This window comes from Porphyromonas sp. KLE 1280 (assembly GCF_000700805.1).
GTDB classification, from domain to species: domain Bacteria; phylum Bacteroidota; class Bacteroidia; order Bacteroidales; family Porphyromonadaceae; genus Porphyromonas; species Porphyromonas pasteri.
Window position 1 is genome coordinate 223,075 of the sequence record NZ_KL362962.1, and the last position, 21,204, is coordinate 244,278.

16 protein-coding genes are annotated in these 21,204 nt (G+C 55.3%); 1 reads left to right on the plus strand and 15 read right to left on the minus strand.

The features are described from left to right. Positions 1–14: 14 nt before the first annotated feature. From ruvB to HMPREF1121_RS00930, 10 genes are all read right to left on the minus strand, one after another. On the minus strand, positions 15–1,064 hold the full coding sequence (gene ruvB, locus HMPREF1121_RS00890; protein WP_044114260.1) for a Holliday junction branch migration DNA helicase RuvB: 1,050 nt from the start codon (positions 1,062–1,064) through the stop codon (positions 15–17). A 4-nt stretch (positions 1,065–1,068) separates the two neighbouring features. After that, on the minus strand, positions 1,069–2,103 hold the full coding sequence (locus tag HMPREF1121_RS00895) for an alpha/beta hydrolase (RefSeq protein WP_044114261.1): 1,035 nt from the start codon (positions 2,101–2,103) through the stop codon (positions 1,069–1,071). 162 nt (positions 2,104–2,265) lie between these two features. After that, on the minus strand, positions 2,266–2,430 hold the full coding sequence (locus tag HMPREF1121_RS08835) for a hypothetical protein (RefSeq protein WP_009751898.1): 165 nt from the start codon (positions 2,428–2,430) through the stop codon (positions 2,266–2,268). 188 nt (positions 2,431–2,618) lie between these two features. Further along, the gene (locus HMPREF1121_RS00900; RefSeq protein ID WP_044114262.1) at positions 2,619–4,793 is read right to left on the minus strand and encodes a polyribonucleotide nucleotidyltransferase; all 2,175 of its coding nucleotides are present in this window, start codon (positions 4,791–4,793) and stop codon (positions 2,619–2,621) included. Between the two features lie 747 nt (positions 4,794–5,540). Continuing rightward, a protein-coding gene (gene prfB / locus HMPREF1121_RS00905; RefSeq protein WP_156946024.1) for a peptide chain release factor 2 occupies positions 5,541–6,660 on the minus strand; the annotation gives its coding sequence in 2 pieces (ribosomal slippage) (positions 5,541–6,596 and positions 6,598–6,660; 1,119 coding nt in all). 39 nt (positions 6,661–6,699) lie between these two features. Further along, the gene (locus tag HMPREF1121_RS00910; protein ID WP_044114264.1) at positions 6,700–8,580 is read right to left on the minus strand and encodes an ABC-F family ATP-binding cassette domain-containing protein; all 1,881 of its coding nucleotides are present in this window, start codon (positions 8,578–8,580) and stop codon (positions 6,700–6,702) included. Positions 8,581–8,582: 2 nt separating this feature from the next. Further along, positions 8,583–9,350 carry a C40 family peptidase gene (locus HMPREF1121_RS00915; protein ID WP_044114265.1) on the minus strand — a complete coding sequence of 256 codons (768 nt, stop codon included), beginning with the start codon at positions 9,348–9,350 and terminating at the stop codon, positions 8,583–8,585. Positions 9,351–9,566: 216 nt separating this feature from the next. Beyond that, the gene (locus HMPREF1121_RS00920; RefSeq protein WP_044114266.1) at positions 9,567–10,268 is read right to left on the minus strand and encodes a precorrin-2 C(20)-methyltransferase; all 702 of its coding nucleotides are present in this window, start codon (positions 10,266–10,268) and stop codon (positions 9,567–9,569) included. Between the two features lie 18 nt (positions 10,269–10,286). Further along, positions 10,287–11,564, minus strand: a complete 1,278-nt coding sequence (locus HMPREF1121_RS00925; protein WP_044114267.1) for an ABC transporter permease — start codon at positions 11,562–11,564, stop codon at positions 10,287–10,289. An 8-nt stretch (positions 11,565–11,572) separates the two neighbouring features. After that, positions 11,573–12,478: an ABC transporter ATP-binding protein gene (locus HMPREF1121_RS00930; protein WP_044114268.1), complete on the minus strand. Its 906-nt coding sequence runs from the start codon at positions 12,476–12,478 to the stop codon at positions 11,573–11,575. Positions 12,479–13,136: 658 nt separating this feature from the next. Between HMPREF1121_RS00930 and uvrA the strand changes: the two genes are divergently transcribed. Next, entirely contained in the window at positions 13,137–16,037 is a 2,901-nt protein-coding gene (gene uvrA / locus HMPREF1121_RS00935; protein WP_255327142.1) for an excinuclease ABC subunit UvrA, read from the plus strand. A gap of 100 nt (positions 16,038–16,137) precedes the next feature. On the opposite strand, the gene HMPREF1121_RS00940 is transcribed toward uvrA, so the two are convergent. The 5 genes from HMPREF1121_RS00940 to HMPREF1121_RS00960 form a co-directional block, all read right to left on the minus strand. Further along, on the minus strand, positions 16,138–17,301 hold the full coding sequence (locus HMPREF1121_RS00940; RefSeq protein ID WP_044114269.1) for a TlpA disulfide reductase family protein: 1,164 nt from the start codon (positions 17,299–17,301) through the stop codon (positions 16,138–16,140). 116 nt (positions 17,302–17,417) lie between these two features. Further along, positions 17,418–17,867, minus strand: a complete 450-nt coding sequence (locus HMPREF1121_RS00945) for a NanQ anomerase/TabA/YiaL family protein (RefSeq protein WP_044114270.1) — start codon at positions 17,865–17,867, stop codon at positions 17,418–17,420. Between the two features lie 502 nt (positions 17,868–18,369). Further along, positions 18,370–19,872: a DUF5686 family protein gene (locus HMPREF1121_RS00950; protein ID WP_232223707.1), complete on the minus strand. Its 1,503-nt coding sequence runs from the start codon at positions 19,870–19,872 to the stop codon at positions 18,370–18,372. After that, positions 19,850–20,497, minus strand: coding sequence for a carbohydrate-binding family 9-like protein (locus HMPREF1121_RS00955; protein WP_052353535.1), 648 nt, complete (start codon positions 20,495–20,497; stop codon positions 19,850–19,852). The genes HMPREF1121_RS00950 and HMPREF1121_RS00955 overlap by 23 nt, the downstream gene beginning before the upstream one ends. Before the next feature lie 42 nt (positions 20,498–20,539). Continuing rightward, the gene (locus HMPREF1121_RS00960; RefSeq protein WP_009433158.1) at positions 20,540–21,196 is read right to left on the minus strand and encodes a LysE family translocator; all 657 of its coding nucleotides are present in this window, start codon (positions 21,194–21,196) and stop codon (positions 20,540–20,542) included. Positions 21,197–21,204: the final 8 nt, after the last annotated feature.

A 21,204-nucleotide genomic window follows, 5' to 3' on the forward strand; every position in this document is an offset into this window, starting at 1 on the left:
GTGGTCGTATGCCCTTAGTAATTGTCGTCATCGAAGAAGCTCCCTGCTTGGCGGATGCGGGGCTTCCTCCCCAGATGACTATAAGCTAAGTCCGTGGCTTCACGGCCACGGGGCGTGCGCTTGATGAAGCCTTCCTTGATGAGGTAGGGTTCGTAGACTTCCTCCACCGTGCCAGGATCTTCGCCCAATGCGGTAGCGATCGTCGTCAGTCCAACGGGGCCACCAGCGAACTTATCGATGATCACTCCGAGAAGCTTATTGTCGATGTAGTCAAGCCCGTAGCGGTCGATATTTAAGGCCTCAAGGGCATAGCAAGCGATCTCCTTGGTGATACGACCGTCACCCTTGACTTGGGCGAAGTCACGCACACGGCGAAGTAGCGCATTAGCGATACGTGGCGTACCGCGACTGCGAGAGGCTACCTCGACGGCAGCACTGGTGACGCAGGGCGTCTGCAGGATATCTGCCGAGCGGTGGACAATGTCTGCGAGCGTCTCGATGTCGTAGTACTCCAGATGCAGATTGATACCGAAGCGAGCGCGCAGGGGGGCGGTCAAGAGCCCACTACGGGTCGTGGCGCCCACAAGCGTGAAGGGATTGAGGTCGATCTGTATGGAGCGTGCGCTGGGACCTTTATCCAGCATGATGTCGATGCGGTAGTCCTCCATAGCCGAGTAGAGGTATTCCTCCACGATGGGACTCAGGCGGTGGATCTCATCGATGAAGAGCACGTCATTGGGCTCAAGTGAGGTAAGAAGCCCAGCTAAGTCTCCAGGCTTGTCCAGCACTGGGCCTGAGGTGATCTTGATACCGACACCGAGTTCGGCTGCGATGATATGGGATAGGGTAGTCTTCCCGAGGCCTGGAGGGCCGTAGAGGAGGACGTGATCCAGTGCATCGGAGCGCATCTTCGCAGCCTGTACGAAGATCTTGAGGTTCTCTACCGCCTTGTCCTGCCCACGGAAGGTGTCGAAGGAGAGAGGGCGGAGTGCACGATCGATATCTTGCTCTTCTGTGGAGAGCGTAGACTGATCACGTATGTCGAAGCTATCGAGATCCGGCATGAGGCTATGGATGTGATGTGGAGTGAAGTGAGTCGAGGAATGTGAAGAGCGTGCGGTAGACCGTGGCGTAAGCGGTGGAGTCACTCGAGAGGAAAAGGTCGTGGAGGCCGTTGGGGATGCGGTGTGCCTCGACTTGAGGGCCAAGCTTCTTCCCGTAGCGCTGTATATCCTCTACGTCCAGCACGAGGTCAGCCTTACCGAAGGCTTCTTGCCATGCACCCTTAGCGCGGATACTCTTATCTGAGCTCATCAGGAGGATAGGCATCGGGAGTTGGAGACCACGTTGCACACGCTTATGCCCACGACGAATAGCACGAAGCCAGCCAAGGCGGATGGGATGTCCGTAGTCCTTCTTGAGATGCGTGTCGTAGTCCCATGGCCCGTGATATCGGGAGAGTAATGACTGAGCATAGAGGTCGGGTGACTTAGATACCCCACTGATGACCTTGCTTGGAGCTATACCCGCTGAAGCGGTCAGTAGGGGAAGGACAATCTTCTCCTCAGCCTTCGAGAAGTTGAAGTCAAAGAAAGGGCTATTGAGGATGAAGGCACGGATGTTATCTTGATTCTTCGTGTCAGCAAGATAAAGGGAGGTGATGAGCCCACCTGTCGAGTGTGCCATCAGATAGACCTCCTCGGCACCTTCCTCACGGATGATCTTCAGTGCTGCCCCCAGCTCCTCGTAGTACTCTCGTAGGTCTCGTACCTCGAAGACATCTTGATGAGGGAGGATAGAGCGCCCATATTTGCGTAGATCGAGAGCATAGAAGTCAATCCCATGCTGAGCGATACTATCTCCCATAGCGGCCTGGAAGAAGTAATCATTGTATCCGTGTACGTAGAGTAGGGCCCGCTTAGAGGGAGTAGTGCGGTCATGTCGTATGAGTGTAGCCGTGACAGCTCCTGCGTAGTCATCTCGCATCTGTAGTGTGCGCTGGCTGTAGCCTGAGATGCTATCAGCACGCCATTGTGCGGAGAGCTCCAGACCAAGTAGACTGCACGTGATGAGAAGGAGGAGGATATAGAGTCGTCGCTTCATACTATCTGTTTGTATTGACTTGAATGCAAAGATAACTTAAATCATGCCATGCCGTGGCGGTAGGCACCGCAGGAGCATAGCCTTTGGGCTAAAATAAAGCGAGCTATCCAGCCTCTGCTGGACAGCTCGCTATGGGAGTGATGTACTTCTTTAGACCGGTGGTTACGCCTTCTTGTTGATGAAGATGTGACCGAGAAAGCCGAGGACGACGAGTGTAAGACCCGTGCCTAGGAAGAGGTTAGCATTCTCTACCTGGTCCGTGAAGTAAGTGAAGAGCTGAAGAAGAGCCCCGATGAGCATCACGATGATACCGATATACTGCTTCATAATGTCTCTATGTACTATGGTTATGTGTATGTTCTCTATATGCAAAGTACGCAATAATTCCGTACATGACGAAACGCTTACAGAAGATAGCCCCGATACCCCATCTCTATGGAGATATCTGGGGGCTACTCTTGTGAAATTGCGACTCTGTGAAGGGGAGGGCGCAAGCCTCCTCTATTAGAAGCTAATTAGCGAGGACGACGCTCACCGCGGTCGGGGCGGGGACGACGCTCGGGCTCCTTATAGCCTTCGGGCTTGGGAAGCAGGGCACGACGGCTGAGCTTGAACTTACCCGTCTTCTGGTCGATGTCGATGAGCTTGACTTCGATCTGCTGACCTTCTTCGAGGCCCGTGTCTTCGATCTTTTCGTAGCGCTTCCAGTCGATCTCAGAGATGTGGAGCAGACCGTCCTTACCGGGGAGGAACTCTACGAAGCAGCCGTAAGGCATGACCGAAGAGATCTTACCCTGATAGACTTCGCCTACCTCAGGCATAGCAACGATACCCTTGATGAGGCCGACAGCCGTGTCGATAGCGTCCTTGTTGGAAGCACTGATTTCGACTACGCCGACGCCATCCACTTCTTCGATGCTGATAGAGGCACCGCTCTTCTCCTGCATACCCTGGATGATCTTACCACCAGGGCCGATGACTGCACCGATGAATTCCTTGCCGATACGCATGGTCACGATGCGAGGAGCATGGGGCTTGAGGTCTTCGCGAGTCTTGGGCTGAGCTTCAAGGATCTTACCGAGGATGTGCAGACGACCTTCGCGAGCCTGTGCCAGAGCACGCTCGAGGATTTCGTAGCTAAGACCATCGACCTTGATATCCATCTGAGTAGCGGTGATACCGTCAGCGGTACCCGTTACCTTGAAGTCCATATCACCGAGGTGGTCTTCGTCACCGAGGATGTCGGAGAGGATAGCGTAGTTTGTACCCTTGTTCTCAGAGATCAGACCCATGGCGATACCCGATACGGGCTTAGCGATGGGCACACCAGCGTCACGCAAAGCGAGCGTACCAGCACATACCGTAGCCATAGAAGAAGAGCCGTTAGACTCGAGGATGTCGGAGACGACACGGACTACGTAGGGGTACTGAGCGGGGAGCATGCGCTTGAGGGCGCGGTGAGCGAGGTTCCCGTGACCGATCTCACGACGGCCGACACCACGCTGTGGGCGAGCGTCACCGGTAGAGAAGGGAGGGAAGTTATAGTGGAGGAGGAAGCGTTCCTTACCGTAGTTGAGTACGTCATCGACGAGCTTCTCATCGCTCTTCGTACCCAGCGTGACCGTCGTCAGAGACTGCGTCTCACCACGGGTGAAGACTGCAGAGCCGTGAGGTCCGGGCAGGTAATCCGTTTCGATCCAGATAGGACGGATCTCGGTGGTCTTACGACCGTCAAGGCGCTTGCCTTCGTCGAGGATAGCACGGCGCATAGCTTCCTTTTCGACATCGTGGTAGTAGCGAGCGATGAGGGGAGCCTTCGTCTCGAGTTCCTCTTCGGTGAACTTAGCCTTGTATTCCTCTACGATAGCATCAAAGGCCTCAGCACGAGCGTGCTTGTCGGTACCCGATACAGCTACGGCGTAGGCCTTAGCATAGCAAGAGTCGTGTACATCCTTGCGCAGGTCTTCGTCGTTCTCTTCGTGGCAGTAGGTGCGCTTGACGAGCTTACCTACAGCTTCGCTGAGCTCGAGCTGAGCCTGGCACTGTACCTTAATGGCTTCGTGGGCTACCTTGATAGCCTCGAGCATTTCAGCTTCCTGGACTTCCTGCATTTCCCCTTCGACCATCATGATGTTATCGAGGGTAGCCCCTACCATGAGCTCGATATCAGCAGACTCAAGCTGCTCGAAGGTGGGGTTGATGATGAATTCGCCATTGACGCGGGCGACGCGTACCTCACTGATAGGACCGTTGAAGGGGATGTCCGATACGGCGAGGGCTGCAGAAGCAGCGAGCCCAGCCAGAGCATCAGGCATATCTACACCATCCGTAGAGAAGAGAATGACATTGACGAAGACTTCGGCATGGTAGTCATCTGGGAAGAGGGGACGCAGGGCACGGTCTACGAGACGGCAAGTAAGGATTTCATAGTCAGAAGCCTTGCCTTCGCGGCGCGTGAAGCCACCAGGGAAGCGACCGAAAGCGGCATACTTCTCCTTGTACTCGACCTGGAGGGGCATGAAGTCAACCCCAGGATTGGCATCCTTGGCTGCGCATACAGTGGCCAGCAGGACGGTATTCCCCATGCGAAGGGTTACGGAACCGTCAGCCTGCTTGGCTAATTTCCCTGTCTCGATGACGATCTCTCTACCATCGGGCAGTGTGATTGTTTTGCTAATTGGCTGTAGCATTATTGTTCTTTATTGATTGATAACACCTTTAATAGTCGGGACAAAGGTAGTCAAATAAACGGTACCAAGCGCCCCAGCTCTGCGATGTAGCCATACTCTTGGAGGGAATTCTTATCTGCTACCTTCCTGCTTACCTTTATTCAGCTCCTCGAGGTCAGGCGATTTTGCCATAACGGAAGGGGATCCAGTATGCCATGAGGCTCTTTATGAGCTTGATCAAAGAAGACTCATCTGCTGCTCAACTTCGGCTGTCGTATAGGCCTATGATACGAACCTATATTGGTCGCTGCTCTGACCTCTATTAGGTTGTTGCTGCGCATAGGGATAAAAGTTATGGACGAGTAGCAGATAAGTTTGGGCTACATACGTGGCTCTAATATCTACGTACGTGGATATTTGGACTGACGTGCCTGGTCTTTAAAACCACGTACGTAGATAGAGAAAAACCACTACAGGCAAACGCTTTTTCCTTCACAAGAAGGACACTTTTCCCTACGCTGAATAAGAGGAATACGCGCGGTAAGGCGAGGGGCTTGTGTATCTCTTCGGAGGGGCATATCGGGGAGCTGGGCGTGCTATGCCTTAGCACTCTAAAATAGAGGACAGCACTCTCCCGCAACAGTCTCATATTGTTTATCCCGCTTGGAGGAAATGGTCGTTGCACCTCTCTCAAACGAAAGCCCCCGCTTAGAGTTCGGCTTCTAAGCGGGGGCTATTCTATGCTAATAGTCGTGGTGAGTGAGAGGACTATTCTTCGTCCTTTCCTGCGAACTCCATCAAGTAGGCCTTGATGAACTCATCGATATCTCCGTCCATGACGGCGGTGACATTCGAGGTCTGGTAGCCTGTGCGGTGGTCCTTCACGCGGCGATCATCGAAGACGTAGCTGCGGATCTGGGCACCCCATTCGATTTTCTTCTTACCAGCCTCGACCTCGGCCTGCGCCTTGCGGCGACGCTCAAGCTCCTTGTCGTAGAGCTGAGAGCGTAGAAGGCGAAGGGCATTCTCTCGGTTGTCAGTCTGCGATCGGGTCTCAGTATTCTCGATGATGATCCCCTCTTCCTCGCCCGTGTCGGGGTCCTTGTACTTATATCGTAGGCGTACCCCAGTCTCGACCTTGTTGACGTTCTGCCCACCGGCACCACTGGAGCGGAAGGTGTCCCAACTCATATTGGCGGGATTGACCTCCACCTCGATGGTATCGTCTACCAGAGGTACGACGAAGACGGAGGCAAAGCTCGTCATGCGCTTCCCCTGCGCATTGTAGGGGGAGATACGCACCAGGCGGTGTACACCCGTCTCGCTTTTGAGGAAGCCATAAGCTTGATCACCCTCGACCTGCATGGTCATGGTCTTGATGCCAGCTTCATCGCCGTCCTGCCAGTTGGTGATTGTGGTCTTATACCCCTGCTTGTCACACCAGCGAGCGTACATACGGGCAAGCATTGAAGCCCAGTCTTGGCTCTCGGTACCGCCAGCTCCAGCGTTGATCTTGAGTACGGCTCCAAGGTTGTCTTCCTCGGCACGGAGCATATTCTTAAGCTCGACCTCTTCGAAGAGATGGATGGCACGCCTGTAGGCATCATCAACTTCCTCTTCGGTGGTGATCTCCTCCTTATAATACTCAAGGGCGAGGGCTACCTCCTCGATGAGACGCTCAGCTTCGTCGTAGTAGGCGATCCACTTGCGAAGGTCCTTGACCTTGCGCATCTGGGCTTCAGCACGGGTGCGATCTTCCCAGAAGGAAGGGTCTGCCGTGCGAAGCTCTTCTTCTTCTAATTGGATACGTCGGCTATCGACGTCAAAGATACCTCCTCAGCGCAGTCTTGCGCTCCAGCAGGGCATTGAGCTGGTCTGTCGTTATCATAGACTTCTATGTGATTGGTGAATAAATAGTCGGGGTGCGTTAGGCCTCCTTCTCCTCCAGCTCGAGCTGGCGCAGGGTGAGCAGGTCCATCTCTTCGATGAGCTCGCCTATACGCTCCGAGGCTTTCATCAGCTCTTCGTGTGAGAGCGTGCCTGTGGAGAGCTTGGCTTCGAGGGATGTCTTCTCCTCATCAAGCTGGGGAATACGCGCTGTGATCTCCTCCAGCTCTCGTCGCTCAGCATAGGTGAGGCGTGTGGGGCGGTTTGCCGTACGACGTGATTCTGCTGGCTGGGGGGCTGCTTTACGGGGCTGTGAAGCCTCCGCCTTTTGGCGCTCTTCCTCCTCGCGCTTTATGCGATAGAGGGTGTAGCTCCCTGGGAAGTCACGTACGACGCCTGCTCCCTCGAAGGTGAAGAGGTGGTTCACGACCTTGTCCATGAAGAAGCGGTCGTGGCTGACAATGAGTACGCAGCCTGCGAAGTCCGCGAGGTACTCCTCGAGTGCTTGTAGCGTGAGGATATCGAGGTCGTTCGTTGGTTCGTCAAGGACGAGGAAGTTCGGGCACGTGACGAGTACGGTGCACAGATAGAGTCTGCGCAGCTCGCCACCGCTGAGCTTCTCGACGGGGGTATATTGGCGCTCGGGAGGGAAGAGGAAGCGCGTAAGTATCTGGGAGGCGGAGAGGCGCTCTACTTGGGTGCTTCCTGCGGGGAGCTCAAAGTTCTCAGCGATTTCCTGCACGATGTCGATGACGCGCTTCTCGGGCGCGAAGGTCGGAGGCTCTTGGCTGTAGTAGCCGAAGCGTATAGTCTCTCCGATGTCAAAGTGCCCCGAGTCTGGCTCGATCTCGCCGAGGAGCATACGGAGGAAGGTGGTCTTACCGACACCGTTCTTACCGATGATACCGACCTTGTCATAGCGGCTGAAGACGTAGTTGAAGTCCTGCAGGAGTACCTTGTCGCCAAAGCGCTTATTGACGTGGTGCGCCTCGAAGATCTTCTTCCCGATGCGGGTCGATGAGGCGCCGAGCTGTACTTCGTCCGTGCGCTGAGCAGGGCGAGTCTTGGCCTCTAACTCATGGAAGGCATCGATGCGGTACTGTGCCTTCGTCCCGCGAGCTTGGGGCTGACGGCGCATCCACTCGAGCTCTCGTCGGTAGAGGTTGAGTGCGCGCTGACGGGACTGCTCCTCCTGCTCGTGACGCTCTTCGCGCTTGGCGAGGTAGTAGTCATAGTTCCCCTTATAGCGGTAGAGATGACCGCCATCAAGCTCGATGATCTGGTTGCAGACCCGGTCGAGGAAGTAGCGGTCATGGGTGATGAGTAAGAGACCCATCGTGGAGCGGGCGAGGTAGCTCTCGAGCCACTCGATGCTCTTGAGGTCAAGGTGGTTCGTCGGCTCATCGAGGAAGAGTAGGTCGGGCTGGCTGATGAGCGTACTCCCGAGGGCGATGCGTTTAGCCTCTCCACCAGAGAGACCCTTGACGGAGCGCTGGTAGTCGTGGATGCCGAGTGCACCCAGGATCTCCTTAGCACGCTGCTCATAGTGCCATGCTCCCTTGGCCTCCATCTCGGGCAGGAGACGCTCCATCGTCTGGTTATCCCCTGCCTCTACGGCTATCTCCCAAGCGAGGGTGAGTTGAGCTACGGGATCGTAGGGGCTGAAGCACGCCTCGAGTACCGTCCCCGTCTCGGGGAGATCGGGGAGCTGTGGTAGGAAGGCTTGCTTGATGTCACGCTCGTAGGTGATGGTTCCTGAGTCCTGAGGCTCTCTGCCGAGCAGGATACGCATGAGAGTGGACTTACCCGTACCATTGGGTGCGATGAGTCCGACCTTCTGCCCACGCTCGATGGAGAAGGAGATATCAGAGAAGAGGACACGGTCCCCGAAGCTCTTGGTGAGTCGCTCGACCTGAAGCATACTTAGTCTAAGGATTCGGGGGCCATGGGGACACCCTTCCAGTGCTCCTTGACTTCGGGTAGACGGCCAGCACCTACATAGCGTGAGGTATAGTAGGCGTTGTTGTTGAAGTTCTCAATGACGATACCGCGGCTACAGCTGCTGTGCATCATCTTGATGTTCCCATCCTCATTGCTGACGACCATAGCCACATGACCTACACGGTTGGCACTGCGGTTACGCCCCTTGAAGAAGAGGAGGTCACCGGGCTGAGGATCCTTGATATTATTCGCATAGACGGCGAGACCACTCGAGGAGCGAGGGATCTTGATGCCTTCGAGAGAATAGATGTAGCTGACGAAGCCTGAGCAGTCGAGGGGCCACTTAGCGACGCCTGAGGTGCGATAGCGTAGACCTAAGAGCTGCTGCCCATGGTCTACGACGGACTTGATGAGAGCGGGGGTGGAGGAGGCTATCTCCATCTTATCATAGGAGAAGCCACTGCCGCCACTGCGACGGCGATAGTGTGAGCCATAGCTGCGACTCCTTCCTGCAGCGTATCGTCTGCTGGAGCGCTTATGTCTTGATTTTCTAGGGGCGGGGGCTGGTGCAGGGGCTTGTAGCTCTGTAGTGAGCTCTAAGAGTGAAGCCTCCGTGTGCTGGGTGTGTGTCTCTGTGGTCAGAGCTCCGTCGTGGGTGGAGCTGAGGTCGGTGGCTCCTGCGGGTAGGGCAAGGAGGGTAGTGAGGGCTGCTACTACGAGTGTAGTGCATGACTTCTTGAATCGAATCATCCTGTCTTAACTTAGGTGAGGCAGGCTATCTCCCCCGTGTGGGAAGGACCTTAAACACCCGAGGTGGAGGGAGTCAGTATTTTACTTTGACTCCCTCCACGTCGGATGGGCTGTAGGCAAAAGATGCCTACAAGCAGAGAACGCTTTCGTTAGCAAAGATAGTATAATCTGCTGAAATAGACTTTGTTCGCTGCTTGAGGTGCGTGGTGCGGTGCCCTATCGGCGCTTGCTGATGATGATGGAGAAGTAGGGGAACTCCCGCTGGAGAATCTCATCCGTAGAGGAGGTGTTGTACTCCTTCGGCATACCTACGAACTCGAAGTAATGCCACTTGCGATCGGGATGCTGGGCGACGGCTGACTTGATCTCTGCTTCGCAGAGTGAGCCCTTCATCACGACGATGGTATGACGGCTCTGCCAAGCACGATCCCACTCCTCACGAGTAGCTTCGCCTGGGATGACTGTGCACTGCTCCTCGAGCTGCACGAGCTGACCTCCGAGACGGCCATTGCAGGCGATGAAGGCAGGTACTCCGCAGATCTGCTCTGTGGTGAAGCCCTCTTGCTCGATATGCTCTCCGATATAGGCGGAGGAGGAGTAGAAGCCACAGTCGCCCTCAGCGACGATGGCGATACGGGCACTGGGCTCAGCCTTCTGCTTCTCACAGGCCTCTCGGGCTACGATCTCGTAGGCCTCGAGGGCACCATCGCGGTCCTTGCTCATCGGGAGGTCGTAGAGCTGGATCTGCTCCTCGCGTATGCCGAGTGAGAGCATCATCTCGGCAGCCTTCGAGGCATGACGGCCCTTGCGTGAGACGGGGACGGGCGTGTAGATATAGTCGGCCTCGCGTAGGGTACGAAGGGCCTTGAGGGTGATGAGCTCTGGATCTCCAGGGCCCAGCGATACGAAGTGAATCATAGTTGAGGTAATGGGATACTATTGTCTGTAAGTAATCCAGCGCCATACCTCACGCATTGATGGCTTCTTGCCATACATGAGGATGCCGGTACGATAAATCTTCCCTGCGAGGGCACTCGTCAGGAAGACGGTGATATATAGTATAGCGAGGCTCAGAAGGGGCTGCCAGAGAGGTACATCGTAAGGCAGTCGTACCATCATCACCACGGGGGACGTTAAGGGGCAGAATGAAGCCCAGAAGGCGAGGGTGCCATCAGGATTGTCTACACTCCCCATACCTGCATACATAGAGAAGATGAGGAGGAGGAAGACAGGCATCATCATCTGTGATGCCTCTTCATCTGAGCTTACCAGCGAACTCAGAGCCGCGAGGATGGATGCATAGAAGAGGTAGCCACCCACGAAGAAGAGGATGAAGAATATCAGAATCTTTGCGAAGTTCACACCCTGCAGTACAGCGAAGAAGGTCGTGGCCTGGCTAAGGAATGAAGTTCCTCCTATGACTTCTGATTGGAAGAATGCCTGGGCGATCTGTGCTCCTACAAAGAACAAGATGGCCCAAATAGCGATCTGTAGGAGCCCCAAGAGACCTATCCCGATGATCTTGCCCAGCATAAGCTCTTGAGGGCGTACTGAGGAGATGATGACCTCGACGATACGATTCTTCTTCTCCTCCAGGACCCCCTGTAGCACCATACCTCCATAGGTCATCATGAAGAGGTAACTGAAGAATGAAAGGCCTATGCCGATGATGCTGGCTACAGTACTGGACGACGCATCGACATCCCCAGATTCGCCCCACTTATATGTGGAGACATGGAGCTTGACTTGGCTCTCCTGTATAGCTTCTTGTAGCTGGGGGATGTTGTACGAGCGGATCTTTTCCTCGGTGAGGTATCGGGAGAGCACCTCATTGATATAAGTTTCCAGCCCTTGTGGTAGCTGCTTGAAAGAGAAGAGGCTGATAGCTTTTGGGTCCTTCAAGAGATCATCTCGGATCTCGAGTATAGCCGTGATTGCCTCTTGGGAGGCTTCGCTGCGTAGACTGTCTAAGGGACGGTCTGAATTGACGAAGCTATAGCTGCCATTGTCTTGGAAGAGGGCTGCATAGCGACCCGTGTGGTCAAGGATAGCTACCTGCTGCTGGTGATCCACCTCGTTGATCGAGGATACAGCAGCTGGGACGAAGCCGAGGCCAATCATCAGGATAGGCATGACGAAGGTTATTACCCAGAAGGACTTCTTGCGGAGGCGCGTGGTGAATTCGCGCTCGATGATGAGGTGTAGCTTATTCATACCAGATACTATTTAGCTTGGACTGTTGCGAGGAAGATCTCATGCATCGAGGGGTATTCCAGCTCGATGCTCTGGAGGTGTATGGCAGAGGGGAGCTGAGCGATGATCGAGCGAAGCTCCTCCTCGGGCTGCAGCTGTACGCGCAGGACGTGGGAGTATTCGCGCTCTTCATGCTCCAGTATATTCAGACGAGATAGGTCAGTAGGGGAGATCTCTCCCTCATAGACGATACGTGCGGTATGAGAGCCGTGTGCTCGGCGTATCTCAGCTGTCTGACCCGAGAGGACGACTTCGGCACGGTTGATGAGCGTGATGTCATCACAAAGCTCTTCGACGCTCTGCATGTTGTGGGTGGAGAGCATAAGGGTCGTTCCCTTGGCCTTGAGGGCAAGGATCTCACGCTTGAGTACCTCGGCATTTACAGGGTCAAAGCCACTGAATGGCTCATCGAAGATCAGCAGGCGGGGCTCATGCACGACGGTCGTGACGAACTGGACCTTCTGCTGCATTCCCTTCGAGAGCTCTTCGACGCGCTTGCCCCACCAGGACGTGATCTCCAGACGCTCAAACCATTCCTTGACTCGCTGCTGGGCATCTGACTTGCTAAGCCCCTTGAGGCGTGCTAAGTAAATGGCCTGCTCACCGACCTTCATCTTGGGGTAGAGACCACGCTCCTCGGGGAGGTATCCGATATGGAAGAGGTCTTCCTCTCGCAGGGGGCGACCTTCGAGACGCACCTCTCCACTGTCGGGGGCTGTGATGCGATTGATGACACGGATGAGCGAACTCTTGCCTGCACCATTCGGCCCTAATAGCCCGAAGATGCGTCCTTCATGGGCACTCAGCGAGACCTCATTGAGGGCGGTATGCTCGCTGTAGCGCTTCGTCACGTGATCTACTTCTAAGTATGCCATAGTATACTGGGTTGTGTGTAAGAGGGGAGGAGCTTTGAATCCTCGAGGCTCCATAGCCCGATAGCAAAGATACGATATATCAATATACGGTATAGACCGAAGGTTGAGACGATCATAGCAGGGGGGCTTATGTTGCGATTCTCACCATACGGTGTAGCTCTTTCGGCGTGTAGTACGCCCGTCCTCCCATAGTAGCATCTCTCACTTGTGGTAGCGTGAGCCCCTCACTCCAATACGAGGATTTTTCTTATCCAACAGAGGGAAAATGGTCTTTCTGTGAATAAAAAAGTAGCCGCCCACAGTGGTTTCCCTTCGTCTACGTACGTAGTCTTAAAGACCACGTACGCAAATCCAAATGTCCACGCACGTAGATATTAGAGCCACGCACGTAGATCGAACTTATTAGCTATTTGTCCGCAACTAATTCTTGTACGTATAGGAGGTCATTCCACTACTGCTTCCAGCTGTTCACTCCGAAGGAATGATCTTCTTACAGCCCCAATAGGGGGCAGGGATTTCGAGGCGGTAGCTTCGTCCGCCTATTCTAATCGGTGATTAGCGCGCTAATAATTCGTATTTTTGTAAGAATAGTTAAGCGTCCTTTGCGAGGGGTAGAAGCCCCTCCTTCGCCCCGTATATTGCCTATTACTCAGCTTCGATGGCCCGTAAACTAAATAAGAAGACTTCGCCCACCACACCCGCCGACCGCCAAGATACGGCCGAGCATATCCTACTGCACCACGTACGTGTCAATAATCTCAAGGATATAGACCTCGAGATCCCCCGCGGGCAGCTTGTCGTCGTCACAGGCGTGAGTGGCTCGGGGAAGAGTTCGCTGGCCTTCGATACGCTCTATGCCGAGGGGCAGCGCCGCTATGTAGAGAGCCTCTCCTCGTATGCGCGTCAGTTCGTCGGGCGTATGGCAAAGCCCGAGGCCGACTGGATACGTGGTCTGCCACCTGCAATCGCTATCGAGCAGCGTGTCGTCAGCCGTAACCCCCGCTCGACCGTAGCTACCTCGACGGAGATCTACGAATATCTCCGTCTGCTCTATGCTCGCGTAGGGCATACAATCTCCCCCACGACAGGAGAAGAGGTGCGCAAGCATACGGTGAAGGATGTGCTGACCTACATCAAGTCGCTTCCCATAGGAAGTCGTGTCTATCTCATCGTCCCTCTGCATATCCCCTCAGGGCGCTCACTCGCGGCTCATCTGGAGATCCAGCTGCAGCAGGGGTATAGTCGTCTCTGGACGGAGGACGGCATCGTAGCTATCGAGGATGCGTTGCTGTGGAAGGATGATCGTGCCGAAGGGCTTTACCTGCTCATCGACCGCTTGGCTCTCAGTGAAGAGCTGGAGGCCGTGGATCGCCTTGGCGAATCCGTAGAGACCGCTTTCTTCGAGGGGCGAGGCATCTGCTCTCTGGCTATCGAGGAGATGAAGGATGGAGCGCGCCAACCCGTGCGCTTGCAGGAGTTCAGCAATATCTTCGAGGCTGATGGGCGAGTCTTCCAAGAGCCCAGCCCCGAGATGTTCAGCTTCAACAATCCTATCGGCGCTTGCCCCGAGTGCGAAGGCTTCGGTAAGGTCGTGGGTATTGACCACCGCTTAGTAATTCCCGACCCTACACTCTCGGTCTATGATGATGCCGTCGCCTGCTGGCGTGGGGTCGTCTCGTCGGAGTGGAAGCAGTTCTTCATCCGCTATGCCGAGAAGCTCCACTTCCCCATTCATCGCCCCTATGAGGAACTGACTGAGGAGCAGAAGGCCCAGCTGTGGGAGGGCGTCCCATCGAAGGAGTATGGTCCTATCGGGATCACGCCCTATTTCGACTACCTGCGTAGCCAGCTCCATAAGATTCAGAATCGCGTGCGTATCGCGCACTTCACGGGGAAGACGGTCTGCCCCTCTTGCCGTGGTGGCCGACTCAAGCCCGATGCCCTCTGCGTCCAAGTCGGAGGGAAGAATATCTCTGAGGTTGTCTCGATGACGCTCTGGGAAGCCCGTGACTTCTTCGATAATCTCCAGCTCCCCGAGGGAGAAGCTTTCATAGCAAAGCGCCTACTTCATGAGATCCGCTCTCGCTTGACCTTCCTCGATGAGGTCGGCTTGGGTTATCTGACCCTTGACCGACTCTCCAGCACCCTCTCTGGTGGGGAGAGCCAGCGAGTGACTCTCGCGACGCAGCTCGGAAGTAGTCTCGTAGGCTCGCTCTACGTCTTGGACGAACCGAGTATCGGCCTCCACCAGCGTGATACCGAGCGCCTCATCCGTGTCGTTCACCGTCTGAGAGACTTGGGCAATACAGTTGTCGTCGTCGAGCATGATGAGGAGATGATGCGTGCTGCCGACTATATCATCGACATCGGACCCGATGCCGGGCGCTATGGCGGTGAGGTCGTCTATGCTGGCCCTGCCTCCGAAATAACGAAGGAAACACCAGGCTATACGGCTGCCTACCTCACGGGGCGTGAGACCATTCCTCTGCCCTCGGTGCGCCGTCCATGGAATAGCTATATCGAGGTCGAGGGTGCGACGATGCACAACCTCAAGGACCTCACTGTGCGCTTCCCCCTACATACACTTACTGTCGTCAGTGGGGTCAGTGGATCGGGGAAGAGTACCCTGATGCGTGAGCTCTTCTACGAAGGTGTCTCTCGCCTGCTGAACAAGGAGCCGATGGACAACCTCGAGCTTCGTGGTATCTCGGGAGACCTGAGTGCCATCAGCCAGATCGAGTACGTCGACCAGAATAATATCGGCCGTAGCTCCCGCTCCAACCCCGTCACTTACGTCGGCGCCTTTGATACGATCCGTGAGCTGTACGCAGGCCTTCCCCTCTCGAAGCAGATGGGCTTCAAGCCCTATTACTTCTCCTTCAATAAGGAAGGCGGGCGATGCGAGACGTGCCAAGGGGCTGGCGTCATCACCATCGAGATGCAGTTCATGGCGGATATCACCTTGCCTTGTGAGGCTTGTCGCGGCTTGCGCTTCCGCAAGGAACTCTTGGAAGCCGAGTACTGCGGTGTAAATATCTCCCAGCTCCTGGATATGAGTGTCGATGAGGCGGTAGAATTCTTCGAGGCGAATAGTGCGTCCTCCAAGCTGACGGCGAAGATCATCGATCAGCTCCGTCCCCTGCAGCGTGTAGGCTTAGGCTATATCAAGCTGGGGCAGTCTGGCTCTACGCTCTCTGGTGGGGAGAATCAGCGTGTCAAGCTCGCTTACTACCTCGGGAAGGGGAAGAAGCTCCCCACGCTCTTCATCTTCGACGAACCGACGACGGGGCTACACTTCCACGATATCCGTACCCTGCTGGATGCTCTGCAAGCCCTCATCGATCAGGGACACTCGGTGATCGTCGTCGAGCATAACCTCGAGGTCATCCAAGCTGCCGACTGGGTCATCGATATGGGGCCAGAGGGTGGTAAGGCGGGTGGCTACATCGTCGCTGAAGGTACACCCGAGGAGGTCGCCTCTTGCGCAGAGTCCGCTACGGGTATGTATCTCAAGGAGCTTCTCAAGCAGAAGGTGAAGCAACACACCCGCAAGAAGTAGCGCTCCGCTTTGTAAAGACAAAGAAAAGGCTCGCCCCCTATCTCAGGTCACCGCATGGGTGCCTCAGATAGGGGGCGAGCCTTTATGGATATGTGATTAGTTAGAGCTTGCCGCCATTATCCTGGAGTGCCTTGTCAAGGAGCTTGTTGATCTCCTCACCACGGAGGTCACGAGCGACGATCTTGCCTGCGGGATTGAAGAGGATGATCTGAGGAATCCCTGCGATACCATAGAGCTCCGTAGCGTCGGTCTTATTGAAGATCTGAGGCCAAGTGATCTCAAGCTCCTTCATAGCCTTGAGGTGGTCTTCCATTTCGTCCCATACGACCGTGCCGAGGATGATGAGCCCCTTGTCGGTGTAAGTATCGCGTACCTTCTTCAGGTGAGCGATCTCACGACGGCAGGGACCGCACCATGAAGCCCAGAAGTCAACGAGGACATAGTGACCCTTGCCCACGTAGTCGCTGAGGCGAACGGCCTTGTTAGCGTCATCTACTCCCTCGAAGTCTACGAACTGTGCACCTGCCTGCGTAGCTTCTACACGGCGAAGGCGTTCGACCATCTTCGTAATGCTTTCTTCTGCACGGAGGCGATCACCGGCTTGCTGCAGGAGTGCTTCTGCCTTAGCGACGTTCACGTCTTCCATCCCAAGGAGGGTCTGAAGAGCAATGAGACCGATAGCATCGTTGGAGTGCTCCTTGAGGTCAGCTTCGGCGAGGGGCTTGATCTTGCCGTAGAACTCGTTGACGATCTTCTCTTGGGCTTCTTCCTTAGCCTTGTCGTCAAGGTTCTTGTCTGCGCGGATAGCCTTGAGTCGTCCTCTGGTCTCTGTCTCGAGGGCTTCGCGTGCCTTGGCCTTCTGTGCGTGCAGGTCATTCAGTGCCGTCCCTGTAGCAGCGATCGCAGCAAGGTCAGCCTTGATGATCCCTTCTTCGGGGATGAAGGAGAGGTTGTAAGATCTGGGGATGACCAGATGTGCGATGAGACCATCTTCAGCTACAGCTCGCTCCAGTGTGAATCGGCCATTGGCGATCTGGACGCTATCCGAAGCACCCTGACCGCTGGGCTTGTAGAGGTAGACCCACTGACCATTTGCGTCTGCGGGAGCTATCCCATCGATGCGGTAGTTGCCAGCCTTAGGCTGTGTGATGACGACCTTAGTGACCTTCCCCTTAGCGGGGCGCTTACGCTGAGCGACGGCTGGTAGGGCGACAGTCGTAGCCAGGGCAAAGAGCCCGAGGCGTATCCATTGATTTGTCTTCATATACTTGAGATTTGTCTTGTGTTAAAGGGAATGATTTTGCTCTTATCCTTAGGCTAAGATAGCGATAATCCTGCTACGTACGAAGGGTGCCTCCACAGGGATGTGTACTGGTTTTGCTATCGGCGGACCTTGACAATGAGCTTACTGATGGGACTTCCGTCCCCGATGAAGGGAGCATGACCATCCTCGGGGAAGAGGATGACGAAGTCTCCTGGGAGCAAGTCGACGTAGCTCGTCGGCTGATCATGGTAGAAGATGATGTCCTTCGACTCATCATAGGGGGCACGGGGGCTAAGGCATTTAGCACGGGGGAGCCAGCCGATGCGCTCGCGGCCCTCAAGGAGGATCTGGATGTCGATGTAGGATTCGTGCGCTTCGATCGGCTGCTCATCTTGGGGATTGGATGGAGCGTCTATTCGGTTGATGAAGAGTTCTTCGCCTCGGAGCTCCAAGCGCTGGGGCTCCATAGCCCGTAGGTCGTGACTCTTGATGTAGTCGAAGACCTCCTTAAAGTGAGGATGAAGGGACTCGTAGCGAGCGGACTCGTCGAGGGTACTGTGGATCATAGGGTGATTAATAATGTATGTGTTGTTGCTTGGCGTGTGGTCTTATCCCGCATGGGGAGTGGGAGCTCGCGTCATCAAGCTCATAACAAAGGTAGAAACTTCCCATTACTTCATCAAGCGTCGTTTGTGTCCGATTTGGGGGAGGACTACTTTCTATTTATTGTGCAGAAGGCTCGTAGAAGGCTGGGCTTGATTCCCTCCGAAAGGAAAGAATGTGAGGGCGCTGGACAGAACGTATACCCTTGCTGAGCGTAACGTATACCTATCGCGAGCAAAACGTATACGTTTCGAGCGTGAAACGTATACGTCTTGGGCATGAAACGTATACGTTTTGATCAGGGAACGTATACGTCCTCTTGGCGCAGGCCTTTCGCTTCGTAACTACATGGTACTTTGAAGGCATAGGGACATTGCCCAAGAGTCTTCGCCAGCCACTACAAGACGAAGCCACCCGACGTGATGCTATCGGCATCGCGTCGGGTGGCTTCATCTTGGGGAGAGGCTAATAGCGCTCGCTGGCGCTGGCCGAGAGGCAGAGGACGGGTAGGCTGATGCGGAAGGCGACGTGTGGTCGTGTCTTCTGCCAGTCATACCCAGCGAAGAGACCAAAGCGCGCCATGTCACCCCAGCCGATGGAGTAGCCGACCTCACTGAAGGCACGACCATCTCCGGTGAGGAGGTTGCGGGCATGGAGCGCATCATCCATACGGAAGAAGCCCCCGAAGCCCTTCGTGCGTGAGAGGAGGAAGCGATTCGAATAGAAGTTGACTTCCTGCGTCGTCCAGCTCTTTCCCCCAGTGAAGAAGGGGGGCAGGGTCGCCCAGTTATCCTTGAACGGCGTGCGGTCGATGACAGGTGCGAGGGCGAAGTACTTCTCATCGCTTGGGGAGAGATACTCCCGAGAGAGGTACGTGCCCGCATTGATCTTCAGGTCGATCTTATTGTCCTCGTCCAATGGGATCGTGCCACGGACGAAGGCTTCGAGCTGCTGGAAGCGGCTGTAAGGGACGGCCGAAGCGGACTGCGTGCTCCCATTTGGGTCGAAGGCCTGCTTATAGATGACCCCCAGCTCACGGCGATGGCCGATGGGAATGGGTATGCCCGACTCGCTACGATTGAGGAAAGAGGGAGCCCAAAGTACTTGCCCGGAAGCAAGCAGGGCACGATGGTGCTCCAAGGGGATCCCTACTTGTGGCTTGCGATCCTCGAAGAGCAGGGAGGTCGAGAGATCGAGGCTTTCGGTGAGCTGGATACGATTGCGCAGCTGGAGATAGTCCTTGACGAACGATGCGACGGGGCTATTTGCCGCAGGGAGTGCTCCGTAGTATCCGCGGTAGATCTCCTCGGGAGTGAGGTGGAAGGTCTCTCGTGAGGTGTGCCCGCCAGAGAGTACCATAAGTCCGTTGAGCTGGGGCGCGTAGTAGAGGAGCAGGTTGTGCTCGTGATACCAGTTGCGGCTCTTGAGTGCATAGTTGATAGAGGAGCGCAGGCGTATCGAGCGACCTTCTCCCAGCTTACGCGCTACGAGAACGCCATAGCCAAACCACTGGCCGTCGATCGAGTTCTTGGCCGTCAGGAGGTCAATGACCCCATCGATGCCAATGCGCCACTTCCCGAAGTCAAAGTCCTTCCCGCCCCCGATCTCAATGAGTGTCTGGAGGGGTCCCCCTGTACTGCTTGAGGGCTTTTGATTGCGAGCCATACTCGCTGCGACGGCATGGAGGAACTGATAGCCACGATTCTGATTATATGGGGCGACAGGCTCGTAGCGGAAGAAGCGGTCTATCATCGGGATGCCATACTTCGGGCGAGCCTCGTTGGCACGAACAAGCTCTCGGCGGAGTCCGTCAAGGGAGTCCAGACGCAAGCTATCCTGAGGAGTGAGTCCCGTCTGAGCTCTTAGAGGAGCCAGCGTGATGAGACTCAGTGCAAGAGCACCAAGCCAAGTGCAGTGTCGGTGGGGTATAGTGGGCGTATCGGGACTATGCTTGGAGGAAGAGCTCACCGAAGAACTGTGGACGATGGAAGGCGGGCTGAGCTTCTTCGATAGGAGCCCAGCTGAGGAAGTGAGGATGTGGGGTCTTGTCGCCGCACTTATATAGGTTGGCACGCAGCGACGTGGGGAGCTTCCCAGCTTCATAGCCCATCGTTGTCCAGGGGATGGCGACGGTGACTTCCCATGCTTGAGCACCCGTCAGCTCCAGCCCGTGCTGCCCGAGATGAGTAGCCCAGCGCTCGATGCTGGCGAACTCTTCCGAGCTGAGAAGCTCAGCTTCGGATGGGGACTGGTGGTGTGCAGCGTAGCATACCCCAGCAGCATTAAACTCGAAGTTAATATAGGCCTCGCCAGCTTCGCGCTGCATGAAGAACTCGACACAGCTGTCTTCGTGGACATAGTTCCCATCTCCAGGGGAGAGCGTGCGGAGGTCTTGGCCATCGACAACGTAGGTGATGTAGAGCGCCTTGGCATCATAGCCAAGATAAGCAGCTACGAGTGGGCGGTGAGGGAAGTCTGCACGCCAGTTCAGCGTATCGATATAGAGCACTTCACCTTGCTCTCGCAGGATGGGAGTGAACTCAGATAGGGTGTGTGCACCACGCTCAATACGGGGGATATAAGCTTGCTTCATAAGTTTTGTACAAGGATAAAAAGAGGGAGGGCTACGCAGGGGCTACTCAAAGAGTGAGGTGTAGATCCCTACGAGAGCTAAGATGATGAGTACGAGGGCTACGATGCGGTTGATCCATTCTAGACTCTTCATGCCAAAGCGGGCAGAGAGCTTCTTGACGATATAGGTCAGGATGACCCACCAGAGGAGGCAACCGATACCGATGCCCGCCATAGCTACAAAGAGCTCAACGAATTGGAGCTTCACAGCCCGAACGAACTCGAGTCGTGCGTACAGCGGGAGGAAGAGTAGGATGATGAAGGGATTGGAGAGCGTAAGAGCAAAGGCTCCAGATACCTTCTTCACGCTGTAGGCAGACTTGAGACGATGTGGGGGAGCGGGCGTATCGTCTTCGCTCGTCGAGACGTGTCGCGTGAGGAGGATGATACAGAAGCCCAAGATGAAGATACTCCCACCGAGTCTGAGTGAGCTACTGTACTGATCGAGGAGATTCAGTACGATCCCTACGCCCCAGTAGGCGATGAGGCCATAGACTAAGTCACTGAGGGTCGCTCCGAGGCCTACCAGCATCCCATCACGACGTCTGCCACGTGTCGTCTCTCTCATGCAGAGGAGACCTGTCGGCCCCATGGGAGCAGACACTAAGAGACCGATAAGTATACCTTTTGCGAATGTAAGGAGTAGCTCTAAGAGAAGCATAGGCAGAT